The following is a 14,503-nucleotide window of genomic DNA, read 5'->3' as shown; positions in this document are numbered from 1 at the left end:
GATGACTTATACTTATAAGATTTTATTAACCAATCATATCAAGAATGCTTGGACTATTTTATTTGCATTGGTTGGTTTTTCCCTAATGCCTTTTTATTTAAGGTATAAATATGGCGAAGAGGACTTTAATTTGTATGTTTTGGTTTGTTTTTCTGCATTTCTTCTATTTTTTATTCCTCAAGTGACGATTCATTTGACGTATTATTGGCTAAATGAAGGACGGATATTTTATTATAACCCTTCGGAACGCCAGATAACAATCTGTATAAGAGGGGAGAGATACGGTTTTGCTTTTGACGATATTAAATTAGTAGAACGAAACAAATCATTTGCGCTTGCTGGCATTACTTATCAATGGATGCCTTGGGATAATTACAACTATTCGGTTATTCATTTGAAAAATGGGCAGCAGTTTGTGGTGACAAGCCTTTTGGTTCCCAATATGGATTTGCCTTTGGAGGAAAGTAAAATTAAATTACGAAAGCGGTTCTATTGTTATCCTTTTGGAACAAAAGAGATACTCGATGTTTAGCATAAAATAGTTAATATAACGTAGCTGGTGATGACCCGCCCAAGAAAAAACCTGAGAATAGAACCCTGCTTACCGGATTTATCACGGAGCATCAAACCGTTATTTTGGTCAATTGGCTCCCTACACGGGTTTTTGATATAGAAAGAAAAATAACATAAATACATCATTAATGGGCGAATTAGAATATCTCAGAGATAGAAGCTTGCTGATAATTGATTTTATTTTGAATAAGAATGTTGGCAATCCTAAGCTACGGCCTGTTTGATAACAAAACTATGTTCCATAAGCGCAGTTGCATACCGGAGACACGCCATGATATCCTCCGGTTCCAGCGAAGGGTAATGCTTTAAGATTTCCTCTGACGATTCACCCGCACTGAGGAATTCCATGACCGTTTGCACCGTAATCCGCTTGTCACGAATGATGGGTTTGCCCCCGCAGATTTCAGGGTCGATATAAATACGATCAAAAATTTGTTCCATCCTCAAATAATTTAACAAATTAAAGACATTACCAATTTGTCGGTCTACACGGAAACTGGGTGAAAAAACACTCGATATTTGATTTAGCATAAAAAAACAAGCAATAAAGCGAAGCTGCGCAGTTTTGTCTACTGATAGGCGCAGCTTATCAAATTTATAGCCTATGCCTATCAAATTTATAGCCAAAACGAATCATAGGCAATCGATTCGCTGCTTAGCTTTACGACATGAAAAGAACACTTATTTATGGCTTTGCCACAAAGATGGCATTAATATTTGCGTGGACGGCATGCGACGCGCAACAAACAGGCAGCATAACGGTTGGGGGCGATTTGGATACATTTTATCCGGTCTCCTGGTCAGACGGCGGGTGGAGTAGCAACCGGGAGACCGAATTGCACATCGGTAGGTCTTCCGCGCACATCAACAGCCAATGGCGGGGGGCTATGATGGCCGTATTCAACTTCCATACAACCAGTTGGGGTAATACGGCCAATTTCATCAATGCCCATATCGCGTCATTCAGGGGATCTACAAGCACTCCAGCGCGAAATTTTATCGCCGGCTGGCAGGATGTCACGGCTGGCAACAGTGATCGGAAAATCGTGATATGGCTCAGGGGCGGGGGGACGACCTACCATTATCAAGCCAGTTTTGCCGTTGATCCCGTGGTTTATGATGGTGTCCAACATGCGTTACCGTATACCACTTCGAATGGGAGTGCGTCTTATAATGTAAAGACCACGGAAGATGCTTACGTGAATCATGCGGGGATGACCCTTGGGCAAACATTGCGGGTGAGGGGTACGGGAAACAGCGTGATCATGGGGAATGTAGGCATCGGCACCGATAATCCGCAGGCCAAGCTGGCTGTGAACGGCAACATCCGGGCCACGGAGGTGAAGGTAAAGAATGATATCGCCGTGCCGGATTACGTATTCGAACCGGATTACGATCTGCCTGAGCTGTCCGAAATCGCGGCTTATATAAAGGAACATAAACACCTGCCGGAAATCCCTTCTGCCAAGGATATCGAAAAGGACGGGCTTGACCTTGCGGAGATGAACCTACTGCTACTGAAGAAGGTGGAGGAGCTGACGTTGCATTTGATTAAACTTGACGGAGAGAAAAAAGACCTTCAACATCAGGTCAACGAATTGAAAACGGTTGTTACACGAATTGAACGCTCATCCAATCCATAGTCATGAATCTCCAATACATCATTGGCATTTAATAAATCAACTAAATAACATTGTTATGAAAAGCACAACTCTTGTTTTACTTTTTTTCACATGCTCATGTTCATTGCTATGGGCGCAAAATGAATATCCGACAGCCAAGAATGAATACATAAAGATTGACGGTGGCGGGCTGAATTTAATGAGACCCGTCACCACAGGGGGATGGGCAAGGGGAATGCATTTTTATAATGGTAATCTTGATACCCATTATATGGGGATGGGATTGCACGGAAGCGGAGATAATCTCTATCGTTTCTATATAGCTTACGGTCAAAGTCCTTGGACGAGTAATTTGGGACTTTATATTTTGCCAAATGGCAATACAGGCATAGGTACTAATAATCCCGAAGCCAAGCTGGCTGTGAACGGCAACATCCTGGCCAAAGAGGTGAAAGTAAAGACGGATATCTCCGTGCCGGATTACGTATTCGAACCGGACTACGATTTGCCCGAACTATCCGAAATCGCGGCTTACGTAAAGGAACATAAACATCTGCCGGAAATCCCTTCTGCTAAGGATATCGAAAAGGGCGGGCTTGACCTTGCAGAGATGAACCTGTTGCTGCTGAAGAAGGTGGAGGAACTGACGTTGTATTTAATGGAAAAGGACAAAAAGGAAAAACATATGGAAGCGGATATACAGGAGCTGAAGACCGAATTGGCAGCTTATATCGAAGCTAATGGTCATTTACCCCGTATACCGCCAGCGATAGAGACAGAAAAGGAGAGAATAGAACTAGGCGATATGAGTGGTCGATTACTCGAAAAAATCGAGGAATTAACACGTTACATCATTGATCAGCATAAGCGGATTTCAGAAATGGATGAGCGGATTAAACAGTTGGAAAAAAGCGAACCTAAAAGCTGAACAAAGATTTACTTCTCGCTTTAATCTCATCAAAGGCTGGTGCTAATTTCAATCGCAATTCTTGGCTGTATTGGGCAAGCTGGGTGATAAGGAAGCCAGCTAAGCTAATAGAGGAGGTAATTTCCGCTATTGACAGACAACCTATTAATAATGTAGTTAAAATTAAATATTTCAAGCAATTGCGAGTGTTGGCACAATTGCGTAAATTTACAAAATCAAAGAAAGTGAGGGAAACGATGTTAACAACAGCTTCATTTTTTAAAGTAGAGAAGGATCCTTTTTATAAACAGGGCGTGGAGCAAAAGACCCATGAGATTGTAAGGAACTTGATCCAAAGTACAGAATTTGATGATGCCGAAATAGCATCATTGGCTATTGTACAACCATCCTTCGTCCGCAAAGTCCGCGCTGATCTGGCCAAGAAGAAGAAATAACGGTAGCCCGCCCTGCCGTTCATCGATACGCAGCCATATCTACCGGGTATGGCTTTTTGTTTTACTAACTCGGAATTTTGGAGGAGGTCACGTATAGAATATATCTTGACGGTTGTCGTAAAATATTCGTAAATTTGAATTATGGAAAAGTTGACCATCAATATCCCAGAGACAAAAAGCGCTTTGGTAAAGCAGCTTCTCAAAGAACTTGGGGTGGTATTCCAATCGCCTGGCAAAAAGGAGGATGTATCGGAGGTTAGGTCAAAATTAGCCAATGTATCGGTATGGTCGGATAAGGATCTTCAGGTTTTTGAAGATAGCAAGCAAGCATTTGACAACCTCACACCTCCCCAATGGTAGCCGATACCGGGATTTTTATCGAACACCTAAGGGCAAAGGACAAACTGTCAACCACCCTTTATAAAATAGCCGATGGCACCGAAATCTTTTTATCAGCCGTAACCCTGTACGAACTTCACATGGGCGCTACTACGCCGGAAAAAAAGAAAGATGTAACTGCCATCACTGAAAGTTTCATGATCCTGCCGTTTACCGATGATGTTGCTCGTACAGCAGCAGCAGTATACCATGTATTGCGTACGCGGAATCAGATGATTGAATTCCGGGATATCTTTATCGCAGCCACCTGCCTTGTACACGATCTTCCTATTATAACCCTGAATAAAAAGCACTTTAAACGAATCGATGACTTGAAAATACTACGATAGTACCGCTTGCACCACAAACGGCGATTCCAATACACCAATTTACAACCTATGTTCGATTTTTTCACAAGGAAGATTCCTAATCCAACAAACCTAATCGATTTCCTGAATTCCACCGAACTGGGTGGATGGAATTATAAGGATGCTCTTTCTTTAAATGATACAGAAATCGAAAAAGCAACCCTTGAACAACTTTTAAGCAATCCAAGCGATGTAGCAGACGGAGTGGTTCAGGTTGAAATGGTATTCAGCAACATATTTTTTGGAATATTTGATAACCTAGTGATAAAGTACCGTGACGATCAATCGGTACAACTCATGTTTTATACCACTACGGATGACCCTGAGTTGGTTCAATCGTTTTTCAAGCAACTAAAGCCTTGCCTCGGTGGAGGATATATCGCAGATCACAAATTTGCTTCGTTCAATGAACACGATCAAATAGCCAAACTTGCCCAAGGACAAGCTTTTTCGGAATCTGATGAGTTGTTCCATTCATGGCTAAAAGACAATTTCTCTTTTACGTTGAATTATAGAATTGACCCTAGGCAGCAATTGTTATTTATAGTAAAGTCCAAACCTGAAAAAGTTGTAGACTATTCAATTCGGACAAATGGAACACTGCTCAGTATTTTAACCCATGACTTAAACACCATCCTAAAACAGGAAGCATTAAATACCGAAATCAAATCAGAAAACGGACAGGTCAAATATGTGGACTACGCTTTCGAATTGTCACCTTCTGAATTAGGAATTTTTGACGTAGTAAAAATCAGAATCTTTGACAGTGTAAAATCCATCAACGAAAATATCCAAATCCATGTAATCTACTTTAGCAAATACGAAGCGGACACAGCAAAAGTAATCACATTGTGTGATAGGATAATCGATATATATGGTCCCGACAATTTCGGGGACACTGAACTCCAGCCTCATGAATGGGACATGATTGATAACAGCGAATTTTGGACAGGCAGAACCTGGTGGCTTAACAAAGCGCATGGGATATACGATGTCCAGAATAAAACTCAAACGATGTTATACGAAGTCCGACTTGGAATTGAGCATGATGAGGGATTCTCTCTTCATATCGTTGCCTTTCAAAACATGCTGTTTTACCATGGTCTTATGAATAGCAATTTGGATTAGTATAGAAATTTGGCCAGCATTTGGATCATCAGGACAAAATAACGCTAATAATATTTTAGGTTAAAACTAACTTAAGAAATCCTTAATTGTTGTTTTAATTGTATTTTCATATTCAGACTCGATTCCTATGCCAAGGATTCCATCGATGTCAATCGTCTGGAATATAATCTTTTCATTTTTAGGATTGACTATAAAAAAATCGTGAGTCTTACTGCTTCCATTGAATATTTGAACGCAGGATACCACTAAATTTGATTGCACTAGTAATGAATATATTTTGGAAGTATCAATAATTTTGTCGTTGAATTGTTTTATTACATATGTTTTGTGATCGTACTGGTCGAAATACCTTATTATGAGTTTTTTTTCATCATAAGAGTTATGAATGAAAGATTGCGGTCTGGTGTCTGTATTGGGTTTAGAAATGTCAAAACTGAAAAATGCGAAGACTACATTTTCAATCTTTTTGAAGTGACAACCATCATAATAGGCAACGTCAAAACCACCTCCCCATCCTTCAAGTAGATTTTCTGGACTAATTTTTTCTTGCCATAAAAAGTACGCACAAGTCAATAATACTTTGTTGAGACATTCGCCTAAAAATACTTTTTCACCTTGTTGGAGCAAATTTGATTGCTCATAGAATTTTTCATTCCATTCTTTAGCACCGCTTCCGCTTGAAATTACTTTCTCAAAGAACGGATGCTCTTTAGTTTCCCATTTGCCTATCGCTCTGCCTGTAACCGTGTTCTTTGATATTTCAGGGCGACCCAAGGTGAAACTAATGCTTAAGTCTTTATAATGTGAGAAGTGGTATTCTTTAAACAGGTTTTGTAAGGTTTCTACATTCACATATCGGTGTAAAAAGAAATCTTCAATATTAGCTTGAGCATCTTTAATATCGGCAACATTGCCAGCAAACGTGACACATAAGATATCTTGAATGATTAAAACTTTTAGACCATATGAATATATTTTCTTCCCAGATCCTAACTTGTTAAAATCTACCTCTCGATTTAAAGAAGGTACATATATTTCATCAGTCTTTTCCTCTGTTGATATCGCAATGTCGCTCACGATAACGGGTTGGCCATAATTCGTTATGACAGAAACTAAGCTCATTAGAAGACCACTTTATTGCTATGTTATTAATGCATCAACATTCAAGTTTATTTGACATAAAGAAAAGGAATTATCGGGAAATAAGAGCAAAGCTAAGGATTTTGAAAAGGATTATGTAGGTCACCTTGTATTTTCCGAGTACAGCGTCGGTTAAGGGGTCGGAATGCCAATAAGCTTTGGTTCCCGTATCCATGATAGACAATCTGTCCGAGTGGCCTGTTCCAGTGTCGAGGTTCCAGATATTGAACGCATTCAGAGGTTTGTCTGTTCCCCAATTGGTAGGCGCGTGTTCGAGATAAACCTCGGAAAAGTCAAGCGCAGGAGCGAACGGATCCAATTTTCATGGGCGTTTACAGTTTGTCTCATGTTTGGTTCATTTTGTAACTGATTTTCTGTTCAAACGATTTCAGGCAGATAAGGATTAATTTCAATTCCGAATCTGTCACAAATGCAAATAACGCGTTGTTTATATTTGTTTCCAGAAATATCTTCATAGTTTAATTCAAAAACAGTCCATTCAGATGCTGGAGATTTGCTGTCAATCAAAAAATGAAACAACAAGGGGTTATCTCCCTTTTTCAAATGATCACGTCGATCATCAAGGCTCATAGGTATAAATATCTGCTTAGACCTTTCATCTTGAGATAGAATTCTTGAAATTTTTAGTGCGATATTCTCAGTTTCATTTGTGACTTCTACGGTGAGTATTTTTTTATGCTTCTCACCTGGAATCATTTTGTCGGTTGATGCGGAATATTTTAGTAACGGTTTAATACTCTCTTTGAATCGGGTGCTCTCTATTTTGAACAACTCATTCTGGGTTTTTTGTACTTCCATCTGCGATCTCAGCGTTTTATACAAAAAAACAGCGGTAACCAACGTAAGCCCGTAAATCATCCAATCATTGATGTTTCCCCATATTTCCGAATTAAACTTTTGGCCTTCTGGTATAATATCGTTTGCAACGTATATGAGTGCACAAAGGCCAAGAGTTATCATTAATCCGGTAAGGATTAGCATTAAATTTTCATTTTTCATGATACCTCCCAATATGGGTTTACATTAAAGTACTTCAAATATTCTCCTCCCAAAATCAATTGTTTATCTTATCCAGTAGCGTTACGTCTCTTTGCTTATCGCGTAATGATATAAATCCTAATCATATTCCTATCGAGATGGCATCAACCGAATGCCCATTAACCAACACCGTATTAATAAGCACTATACACAAACTGAAACATCAGCTATTGGAAGTTCAAGTCTGATTGGTTTGCTTTAAAATTACAAAGTAATTCTTTTATGGCCATCTTCTATAAATTTTTTTGCCTTCAATTAATATATACTAAGAGTATTAGTTTTTAAGATTGAATTTTATTAGCTTTGCGTATGACCAAATCACAACAGTCTACCCTTAGAAAATTCATCGACCCGCTTACCGATTTTGGATTCAAGCGGATATTTGGCTCCGAACCCAACAAGGATTTGCTTATTGATCTGCTCAACGGTGTTTTTCGGGGGCGCAAGCACATCGTGGATTTGGTGTACAACAAAAACGAATACGCGGGCGATACCGATGAAATTGGTGCCGTGATTTTCGACCTTACCTGCACCGCTAGCAACGGGGAGCAGTTCATTATTGAGGTACAGCGCAGTGCACAAGTCAATCTCAAGCGACGCATGCTGTACTACGGCAGCAAGCTTATCTCCGATCAGGCTCCAAAAGGGAAACGCAAGGAATGGAACTACGCTATTAGTGAAGTTTATGTCATCGTATTGATGGACGGATTTGGCATGCCGGACGGTGTGGGAGATGGGCGATGCCTGCATGATATCTGCCTGTGCAACAGGGATACCGGAAAGGTTTTTTACGACGATTTGGGTTTTATATACTTGGAATTGATTAACTTTGTAAAAGAGGAATCCGAATTGGAGACGGATCTTGACGGTTGGCTCTTCGTGTTGAAGAACATGAGCAGGCTGGACAGAATACCGCTCTATCTTCGGAAACCCATATTTGAAAAGTTGTTTAATATTGCTGAATACAGCAAATTGACGAAGGAGGAAAAAGAGATGTATGATACTGGTTTGAAACGTAAATGGGACAGTAAAGCTATTTTAGACCATGCGGTAAAGGAAGGCGCAGAGCAAAAAAGCTATACTGTGGTAGCCAACCTGATGCAGCAATTGGGCTTGGACGATGAGACTGCGGCCGATGTAGCCGAAGTCTCCATAGATTTTGTACGCAAAGTCCGCGCCGATTTGAACAAGAAAAAACAATAATGGTAGCTTAGGCTATCGTTGTAATTATATCAAGCCTTCCGCCAAATACCGGAAGGCTTTTGTTGTAAGGGTATAATTCACCTCCATAGTGATCGAACCCGATTATCTTGTTTCTTTTTCCTCGGTTTTAATTTGGGCTGGTGACTTGCCTTCTTTTGGTTTAGTTTCGATGAGCAGAAGCTGCCTATTCACATTTAATACTTCCGCTATTTTCGGTAATCTGGAAGCTTCTGGGTAGCCTTTATGATTTATCCACTCTGATACAGTTCCACTGTTCACTCCTACAAGTCCAGCAAAAACTTCCTTTTTTACACCTTGTTCTGCCAAGATTGCTCCAATTCGATATATGGGTTCTTTCTTTTCTTTTTTAGCCATTTTCTCTCAAAATGACCCTAAAACTATGCTTCTTTAGAAACATATGCAAATCGCAAATAACTGTGAATGAGTATATTATTGTGATTAAACTATAATATTTTATGATTTAATCATAAAATATTATGTATTGGTCATAAATAAATATATCTTTGCTTGTGATATGTTTAACGATTAGATCAAGGTAATAACAAGAGTCTTGCGGCTACACATTCTCACGCCGTAACGCAAGGCAGCAGTTTAATACCCATGTCTATACTTGAATATGTATCTTTGCGTATCAAGATAGATGTGGGGCTGCTGTAAATCCGCGTTACGTAAGGCGTGAGAAACTTTAGTGTAGCCGCGGTGTGCAGCCCCACATTTATTGGATGCTCACCATATAAAGACTCGTTACTAACCATAACGAGTAGTGAAACTAAAAAAAAGAACCGTCGCATCTAAGCCCATCCAGCCTATCCAAGATAGGAGGGAGGATGGTTATTTGGTATCCAAAACGTGGGAGATTTCTACGTCTAATTTGTTTAAAAGTATAGCGAAAAACCCTGTCTGATTTTAGGTAGAAACCAGAATTAAGTCATTTTCATACACCTAAAATCAAACAAAATGAAGCAAAAATTACGCTTAGGGGATAGCTATGCCTTATTCCGAAAACACAAACGAAAGTCAGTCAAGAAACTATGTGTGCAGACCCATGCGCAGGCCTTCGCCCTCCCCGGGCGGGGCCGCGCAATTGGGATATTGGCGCTTTTGCTGCTGATAAGCGTCAGTTCAAACGCACATGGATACCAGTTTCAGGACGCGCCCGCAGATACGCTGTCTACAGAAATTACCCCCCTGCAAATCGGGGACACCATCCCCGAATCTCTCTGGCACCTGCCCCTGCATGTGGTGAACCATCCCGAAGGGAAGGAGACGATTACCCTTAGCGATTATAAGGATAAGCTGATTATCCTTGATTTCTGGGGTACCTTTTGCAGTACATGCATCAGCGCCATGCCGGAGGTACATCACGTGCAGCAGCAGTTTGCAGACTCCATGATCGTACTGCCCGTTTCATGGAGCAAGCCCGAGGCCACGGAGCAGGCGCTTAAAAATCACAAAACACTAAAGCCCCTCGGACTGCCGTCGATTGTCGAGGCGGAGCCGCTTATCGAAGCATTCCCCCATAACGTAGTGCCCCACTACGCATGGATAGACCCACAGGGCAGGGTAGTTGCTACCACGGCCGGCAATGACGTGACTGCCGGTAATGTGGCCAAAGTGCTGCGGAATGAGCAGCCGGACTATGCGCTTAAGACCTACATTGACCCCGATGAACCATTGGTTTCGGGCATTGATAAATTCCCGAAGTCGGCAAGCTTACGGAAGCTTTCCACGTTGGTACACGGCTATATACCCAGCCTTCCCTCGGGAAGCAGGCTTAGGAAACGGGGGAATACGGTCGTAGGTCGCTCGTCATTCAACGTGACGATAGGGGCGCTTTACTACGGCATCGCGGAGAAGATTTTAGGCTCCCGCTTCTCCGATCAGCAGGTCGTGATAGCTGCGGACACCGCAAAGTACCCAGAGATAGCCATAGTCAACCGTGGCCGTGTGGTGTCCGACCCGGCAAAACTGTGTTCGTATGAATTTGCCACCGCAATAGAAAATGCCGATTCGCTATATCACCGGATGCTTATCGATCTGAATACGTGCAGCGGTTTCCATGGCATCATTGAAATGCGCAAGGTAATTTGTTACGTACTCAAATCGATGACCCCCGATGCACCTCTTAAGCCCGTAGGCGCTGTAGGCGAAGAAAGACCCGTGTTGCAAAATCAATCCTTCGGGCTTCTGGCCCATATACTTGAAAAGGAGCCTTCATTGAATGGCCGAATCGTCTTGGATGAAACAGGCATCGATACGCCCGCGACCATCTGGCTAAAGCAAGGCGGTAGCCTTCAGGATTTGAAACACGCTTTGGAAGCTCATGGCTTATTCCTTGAAGTGGCCGAAAGGGAGCTTGAGTTCATGATACTTACCAAGGCATAACCACTTACTTACAACCTTTTACTAATCGACAAAATGAAACGAATCGCAATTGCAATATTAGCGATGTGCTTACTCCCAGTGTTTACTGTAGCCCAAACGGCTATTAAAGGCATCGTACAAAACGAAAATGGCGAGGGCATGCCCGATGTGATGATAATTGAGAAGAATAGGCGGAATGTAGTTTATACCGATACACTCGGGAATTTCAGTATGACGGTCGCCGACCGCGATGCTGCGTTGGTCGTGTCACTGATGGGGTACCATACTGAAGAAATCGACATCGGCAAACAGCCTTCCGGATTTTTGAATATCGTTTTAAAGACAAGCATGTACCTGTTGGATGAAGTACAGGTATCCACAGGGTATCAATCCCTTCCCAAAGAGCGCATCACGGGATCATTCAATATCATTGATAATAAAACGTTCAATGAGCAGATCAGCACGGATGTGCTCAGCCGGTTGGAGGCAGTCGCAAACGGATTGGATGTCTCGCGGACTACTACGTTGGGTGGCTCGGATATGGGTATACGCATCCGTGGCCTCAGCACGCTGTCCACCGGGGGATTAAGGGATCCACTGATTATCGTAGACAACTTTCCCTACGAAGGCGATATCGGCAATATCAACCCAAATGACGTCGAAAACATCACAGTGCTCAAAGACGCGGCGGCATCCTCCATATGGGGTGCCCGTGCTGGCAATGGTGTCATTGTGATTACGACCAAAAACGGACGGTTGGGAGAGCCGCTAGCCATTTCGTTTAACACCAACACCACGGTAAATAGTATACCAGACCTCGGCTACTACCCGTTGATGGATAGCCGGTCATACATTGAGGCCGAGCGCTTCCTTTTTTCCAACAGATATCGGTTTGCGGATACAGCTGCACTAAGCCGACCGGCTTTTTCACCGGCGTACGAGGTCATGTTCAGGAGGCTCAATGGCCAGCTTGATGAGTGGCAAGCGGATTTGCTCCTCGAAGATTTGGCACAGGGAAACATACGGGATGAATATCGGAAGTATATGTACCAAACTGGGATCAACCAACAATATGCCTTGTCAGTGACCGGGGGCACGGAACGTTGGTCCCATTACCTTTCTGCGGGGTATGATCGCAACAGGGATAATCTGGATGGCCGCTACCAACGGCTTAACTTCAATTTCCGAAACAGCTATTCTCCGGTGGACAAGCTCAGGCTAGATGCAGACATTCACTATACACAAAGCCGAACTGTCAGCGGCAATCGGCCCTATGCGCCCACTGGCCAGTTGCCTTATACTATGCTCGCAGACGAAGCCGGTAACGCCTTGCCAGCTATGAAGGACTTTAGGCAGCCCCTGTTGGATACCATTGGAGGCGGGAAACTATTGGATTGGAACTATTATCCATTGCTGGAGGATAGCTATTCCCGGTCAACGGCTAAAGTAAGTAGTGCAGTTATCAGCGCCGGAGCGAACTACGCACCTGCTGAATGGATTAACGTCGATCTGAAATACCAGTATCAGGCGCAGGACACCGATGGTGAGACGTTGTATGACGAGCAAAGCTACGTTGCACGCGACTTGGTAAACAGGTTCAGCCAAATTTCAGCGGTAACAGGCGAAGTGGCTTATCATATCCCTAAAGGGGCCATTATGGATTTGACACGTACTCGGCTCACGGTACACAATATACGGGGACAGATCAATGTCGATAAGAATTGGCGCCGCCATAATATTACTTCACTGGTAGGGACTGAATTGCGAAGTTCAGCTACCGTAGGAAACCGGGGTAGAACCTATGGTTACGATGTCGAAACGTTGAATTTCGGAAATGTGGATTATGTAAATCGTTTCCCGCACTTTATAACGGGAAGCAACTCCTTTATTCCTAACAATGAGCTCCATACCGGCCTGATGAACCGTTTTGTCTCCGTGTTTGCCAATGCGGTATATGCGTATGACCGCCGATATTTGCTTACCCTAAGCGGAAGGCGAGACGCATCCAATCTATTCGGGGTCGGTACCAACGATAAATGGAATGTCCTTTGGTCCGTTGGCGCGGGGTGGAACATTAGTAATGAGCCGTTCTACCGATCCGGCATACTTCCTGGCTTGAAGCTTAGGATGACTCATGGACTTAGCGGAAATGTAGATATGAGCAGAAGCGCGGTAACCACATTCAACTACCTGTCGCAGCAATCGCCGTATATACAGCGCGCGATAGCCTCCATATCCCAGCACGCCAATCCAGCGCTCCGGTGGGAGCAAGTAAGGATGACGAATATGGGGGTCGATTTCAACAGCCGCGGCAACCGTCTTACCGGCAGTATTGAGGTTTATTTAAAAAAAGGCATCGATCTTTTTGGCCCTGCTCCTATGGATGTAACGACCGGCACCGCCAGTACCATCACCAAAAATGTTGCCTCCCTGAAAGGAAAAGGTATGGATGTCGATTTGAACTCCGCAAATATAGCCGCTGAACATTTCAGCTGGCGCAGCAATCTAAGCCTTAGCTACTATAACGATGAAGTCCTTTCGTATTACCGCGCTTCGGCACCACAGGGAAGCGTCTTTGTGGGAGGATCTACGCCATCCATGATAAGGATTGAGGGCTATCCCATTTTCGCCATGTTTTCCTACAAGTGGGGCGGTCTTGATCCGGAAACGGGAGATCCTGTCGGCTTCGTGGGTGGAAACCCAAGCAAAGAATATAACTTGATTACCGGTGCAGGCACCCAATTGAGTGACATCGTTTATCATGGTTCTTCCGTCCCTACCGTTTTCGGCTCTTTGGGCAATTCGTTTTCATGGAAGAACCTTTCCTTATCCGTCAGGTTGATTTACAAAATGGGCTATTACTTCAAAAACGAAGGAATAAGCTACAGCGGCTTGTTCAACATGAGCCCCTACGGTTATCATGAAGAATTTGTGGACAGATGGCAAAAGCCGGGAGATGAACAGGTCACAGACGTCCCTTCGATGGTCTATCCCAATAATGGCTATCGCACCACATTCTACCTCAATTCAGAAATTAAAGTGGCAAGAGGCGACCACATCCGCTTGCAATATATCAACATTGCTTACGACTTTATGAAGAGCAGTCATCGATGGCTACCTGTCAAGCAAGCAAAGGCGTATTTGAATATGAACAATTTGGGTATTATATGGGCGGCCAATGACGACGGTGTCGACCCCGCTTATGGGCCATATGGTTTGCCACCTTCCTTTAATTGTGCGCTTGGCGTTCAGATTTCCTTTTAACCAAAACCATAAAGATAATTG

14 protein-coding genes are annotated in these 14,503 nt (G+C 42.9%); 10 read left to right on the top strand and 4 right to left on the bottom strand.

Annotation, left to right across the window (positions count from 1 at the left end; genetic code table 11):
* The first annotated feature begins 1 nt into the window (after position 1).
* Positions 2 to 532, top strand: coding sequence for a PH domain-containing protein (locus BMW65_RS04170; RefSeq protein ID WP_090603069.1), 531 nt, complete (start codon positions 2 to 4; stop codon positions 530 to 532).
* Between the two features lie 245 nt (positions 533 to 777).
* Here the strand turns inward: BMW65_RS04170 and BMW65_RS04165 are convergent, their stop codons facing one another.
* On the bottom strand, positions 778 to 1,014 hold the full coding sequence (locus tag BMW65_RS04165; protein ID WP_090603067.1) for a DUF433 domain-containing protein: 237 nt from the start codon (positions 1,012 to 1,014) through the stop codon (positions 778 to 780).
* A 227-nt stretch (positions 1,015 to 1,241) separates the two neighbouring features.
* Here BMW65_RS04165 and BMW65_RS04160 point away from each other — a divergent pair, with 227 nt between their 5' ends.
* The 6 genes from BMW65_RS04160 to BMW65_RS04135 all read left to right on the top strand — a co-directional run bounded on the left by BMW65_RS04160 (position 1,242) and on the right by BMW65_RS04135 (position 5,431).
* Complete coding sequence (locus BMW65_RS04160; RefSeq protein ID WP_143053794.1) at positions 1,242 to 2,216, top strand: hypothetical protein; 975 nt, start codon at positions 1,242 to 1,244, stop codon at positions 2,214 to 2,216.
* 55 nt (positions 2,217 to 2,271) lie between these two features.
* Positions 2,272 to 3,123 (top strand): hypothetical protein, encoded by an 852-nt coding sequence (locus BMW65_RS04155; protein ID WP_143053793.1) that lies wholly within the window; start codon positions 2,272 to 2,274, stop codon positions 3,121 to 3,123.
* A 236-nt stretch (positions 3,124 to 3,359) separates the two neighbouring features.
* Positions 3,360 to 3,557: a hypothetical protein gene (locus BMW65_RS24080; protein WP_177180995.1), complete on the top strand. Its 198-nt coding sequence runs from the start codon at positions 3,360 to 3,362 to the stop codon at positions 3,555 to 3,557.
* A 141-nt stretch (positions 3,558 to 3,698) separates the two neighbouring features.
* Positions 3,699 to 3,917, top strand: a complete 219-nt coding sequence (locus BMW65_RS04145) for a hypothetical protein (protein ID WP_090603061.1) — start codon at positions 3,699 to 3,701, stop codon at positions 3,915 to 3,917.
* A complete protein-coding gene (locus BMW65_RS04140) occupies positions 3,911 to 4,285 on the top strand; it encodes a type II toxin-antitoxin system VapC family toxin (RefSeq protein WP_090603059.1) in 375 nt (124 codons plus the stop codon). The genes BMW65_RS04145 and BMW65_RS04140 overlap by 7 nt, the downstream gene beginning before the upstream one ends.
* Positions 4,286 to 4,333: 48 nt before the next feature.
* Entirely contained in the window at positions 4,334 to 5,431 is a 1,098-nt protein-coding gene (locus BMW65_RS04135) for a hypothetical protein (RefSeq protein ID WP_090603058.1), read from the top strand.
* A gap of 66 nt (positions 5,432 to 5,497) precedes the next feature.
* On the opposite strand, the gene BMW65_RS04130 is transcribed toward BMW65_RS04135, so the two are convergent.
* Entirely contained in the window at positions 5,498 to 6,553 is a 1,056-nt protein-coding gene (locus BMW65_RS04130) for a hypothetical protein (protein WP_090603056.1), read from the bottom strand.
* A gap of 396 nt (positions 6,554 to 6,949) precedes the next feature.
* On the bottom strand, positions 6,950 to 7,591 hold the full coding sequence (locus tag BMW65_RS04125; RefSeq protein WP_090603054.1) for a hypothetical protein: 642 nt from the start codon (positions 7,589 to 7,591) through the stop codon (positions 6,950 to 6,952).
* A gap of 348 nt (positions 7,592 to 7,939) precedes the next feature.
* Here BMW65_RS04125 and BMW65_RS04120 point away from each other — a divergent pair, with 348 nt between their 5' ends.
* A complete protein-coding gene (locus BMW65_RS04120) occupies positions 7,940 to 8,833 on the top strand; it encodes an Rpn family recombination-promoting nuclease/putative transposase (RefSeq protein ID WP_090603053.1) in 894 nt (297 codons plus the stop codon).
* A gap of 102 nt (positions 8,834 to 8,935) precedes the next feature.
* Here the strand turns inward: BMW65_RS04120 and BMW65_RS04115 are convergent, their stop codons facing one another.
* On the bottom strand, positions 8,936 to 9,208 hold the full coding sequence (locus BMW65_RS04115) for a helix-turn-helix domain-containing protein (RefSeq protein WP_090603051.1): 273 nt from the start codon (positions 9,206 to 9,208) through the stop codon (positions 8,936 to 8,938).
* 603 nt (positions 9,209 to 9,811) lie between these two features.
* Between BMW65_RS04115 and BMW65_RS04110 the strand changes: the two genes are divergently transcribed.
* Both BMW65_RS04110 and BMW65_RS04105 read left to right on the top strand, forming a co-directional pair.
* A complete protein-coding gene (locus BMW65_RS04110; protein ID WP_090603049.1) occupies positions 9,812 to 11,239 on the top strand; it encodes a TlpA family protein disulfide reductase in 1,428 nt (475 codons plus the stop codon).
* 33 nt (positions 11,240 to 11,272) lie between these two features.
* Complete coding sequence (locus BMW65_RS04105; protein ID WP_090603048.1) at positions 11,273 to 14,482, top strand: SusC/RagA family TonB-linked outer membrane protein; 3,210 nt, start codon at positions 11,273 to 11,275, stop codon at positions 14,480 to 14,482.
* The last annotated feature ends 21 nt before the right edge of the window (positions 14,483 to 14,503 follow it).

Origin of the sequence: Parapedobacter koreensis (assembly GCF_900109365.1) — a bacterium.
Classification (GTDB): domain Bacteria; phylum Bacteroidota; class Bacteroidia; order Sphingobacteriales; family Sphingobacteriaceae; genus Parapedobacter; species Parapedobacter koreensis.
This window is presented reverse-complemented; position numbering and strand designations above follow the sequence as displayed.

Excerpts from the sequence above, each read along its gene's own strand:
- BMW65_RS04130 (WP_090603056.1), bottom strand. The coding sequence starts at position 6,553 with ATGAGCTTAGTTTCTGTCATAACGAATTATGGCCAACCCGTTATCGTG.
- BMW65_RS04140 (WP_090603059.1), top strand. The coding sequence starts at position 3,911 with ATGGTAGCCGATACCGGGATTTTTATCGAACACCTAAGGGCAAAGGAC.
- BMW65_RS04165 (WP_090603067.1), bottom strand. The coding sequence starts at position 1,014 with ATGGAACAAATTTTTGATCGTATTTATATCGACCCTGAAATCTGCGGG.
- BMW65_RS04110 (WP_090603049.1), top strand. The coding sequence starts at position 9,812 with ATGAAGCAAAAATTACGCTTAGGGGATAGCTATGCCTTATTCCGAAAA.
- BMW65_RS04160 (WP_143053794.1), top strand. The coding sequence starts at position 1,242 with ATGAAAAGAACACTTATTTATGGCTTTGCCACAAAGATGGCATTAATA.
- BMW65_RS04125 (WP_090603054.1), bottom strand. The coding sequence starts at position 7,591 with ATGAAAAATGAAAATTTAATGCTAATCCTTACCGGATTAATGATAACT.
- BMW65_RS24080 (WP_177180995.1), top strand. The coding sequence starts at position 3,360 with ATGTTAACAACAGCTTCATTTTTTAAAGTAGAGAAGGATCCTTTTTAT.
- BMW65_RS04145 (WP_090603061.1), top strand. The coding sequence starts at position 3,699 with ATGGAAAAGTTGACCATCAATATCCCAGAGACAAAAAGCGCTTTGGTA.
- BMW65_RS04170 (WP_090603069.1), top strand. The coding sequence starts at position 2 with ATGACTTATACTTATAAGATTTTATTAACCAATCATATCAAGAATGCT.
- BMW65_RS04120 (WP_090603053.1), top strand. The coding sequence starts at position 7,940 with ATGACCAAATCACAACAGTCTACCCTTAGAAAATTCATCGACCCGCTT.
- BMW65_RS04115 (WP_090603051.1), bottom strand. The coding sequence starts at position 9,208 with ATGGCTAAAAAAGAAAAGAAAGAACCCATATATCGAATTGGAGCAATC.
- BMW65_RS04105 (WP_090603048.1), top strand. The coding sequence starts at position 11,273 with ATGAAACGAATCGCAATTGCAATATTAGCGATGTGCTTACTCCCAGTG.
- BMW65_RS04135 (WP_090603058.1), top strand. The coding sequence starts at position 4,334 with ATGTTCGATTTTTTCACAAGGAAGATTCCTAATCCAACAAACCTAATC.
- BMW65_RS04155 (WP_143053793.1), top strand. The coding sequence starts at position 2,272 with ATGAAAAGCACAACTCTTGTTTTACTTTTTTTCACATGCTCATGTTCA.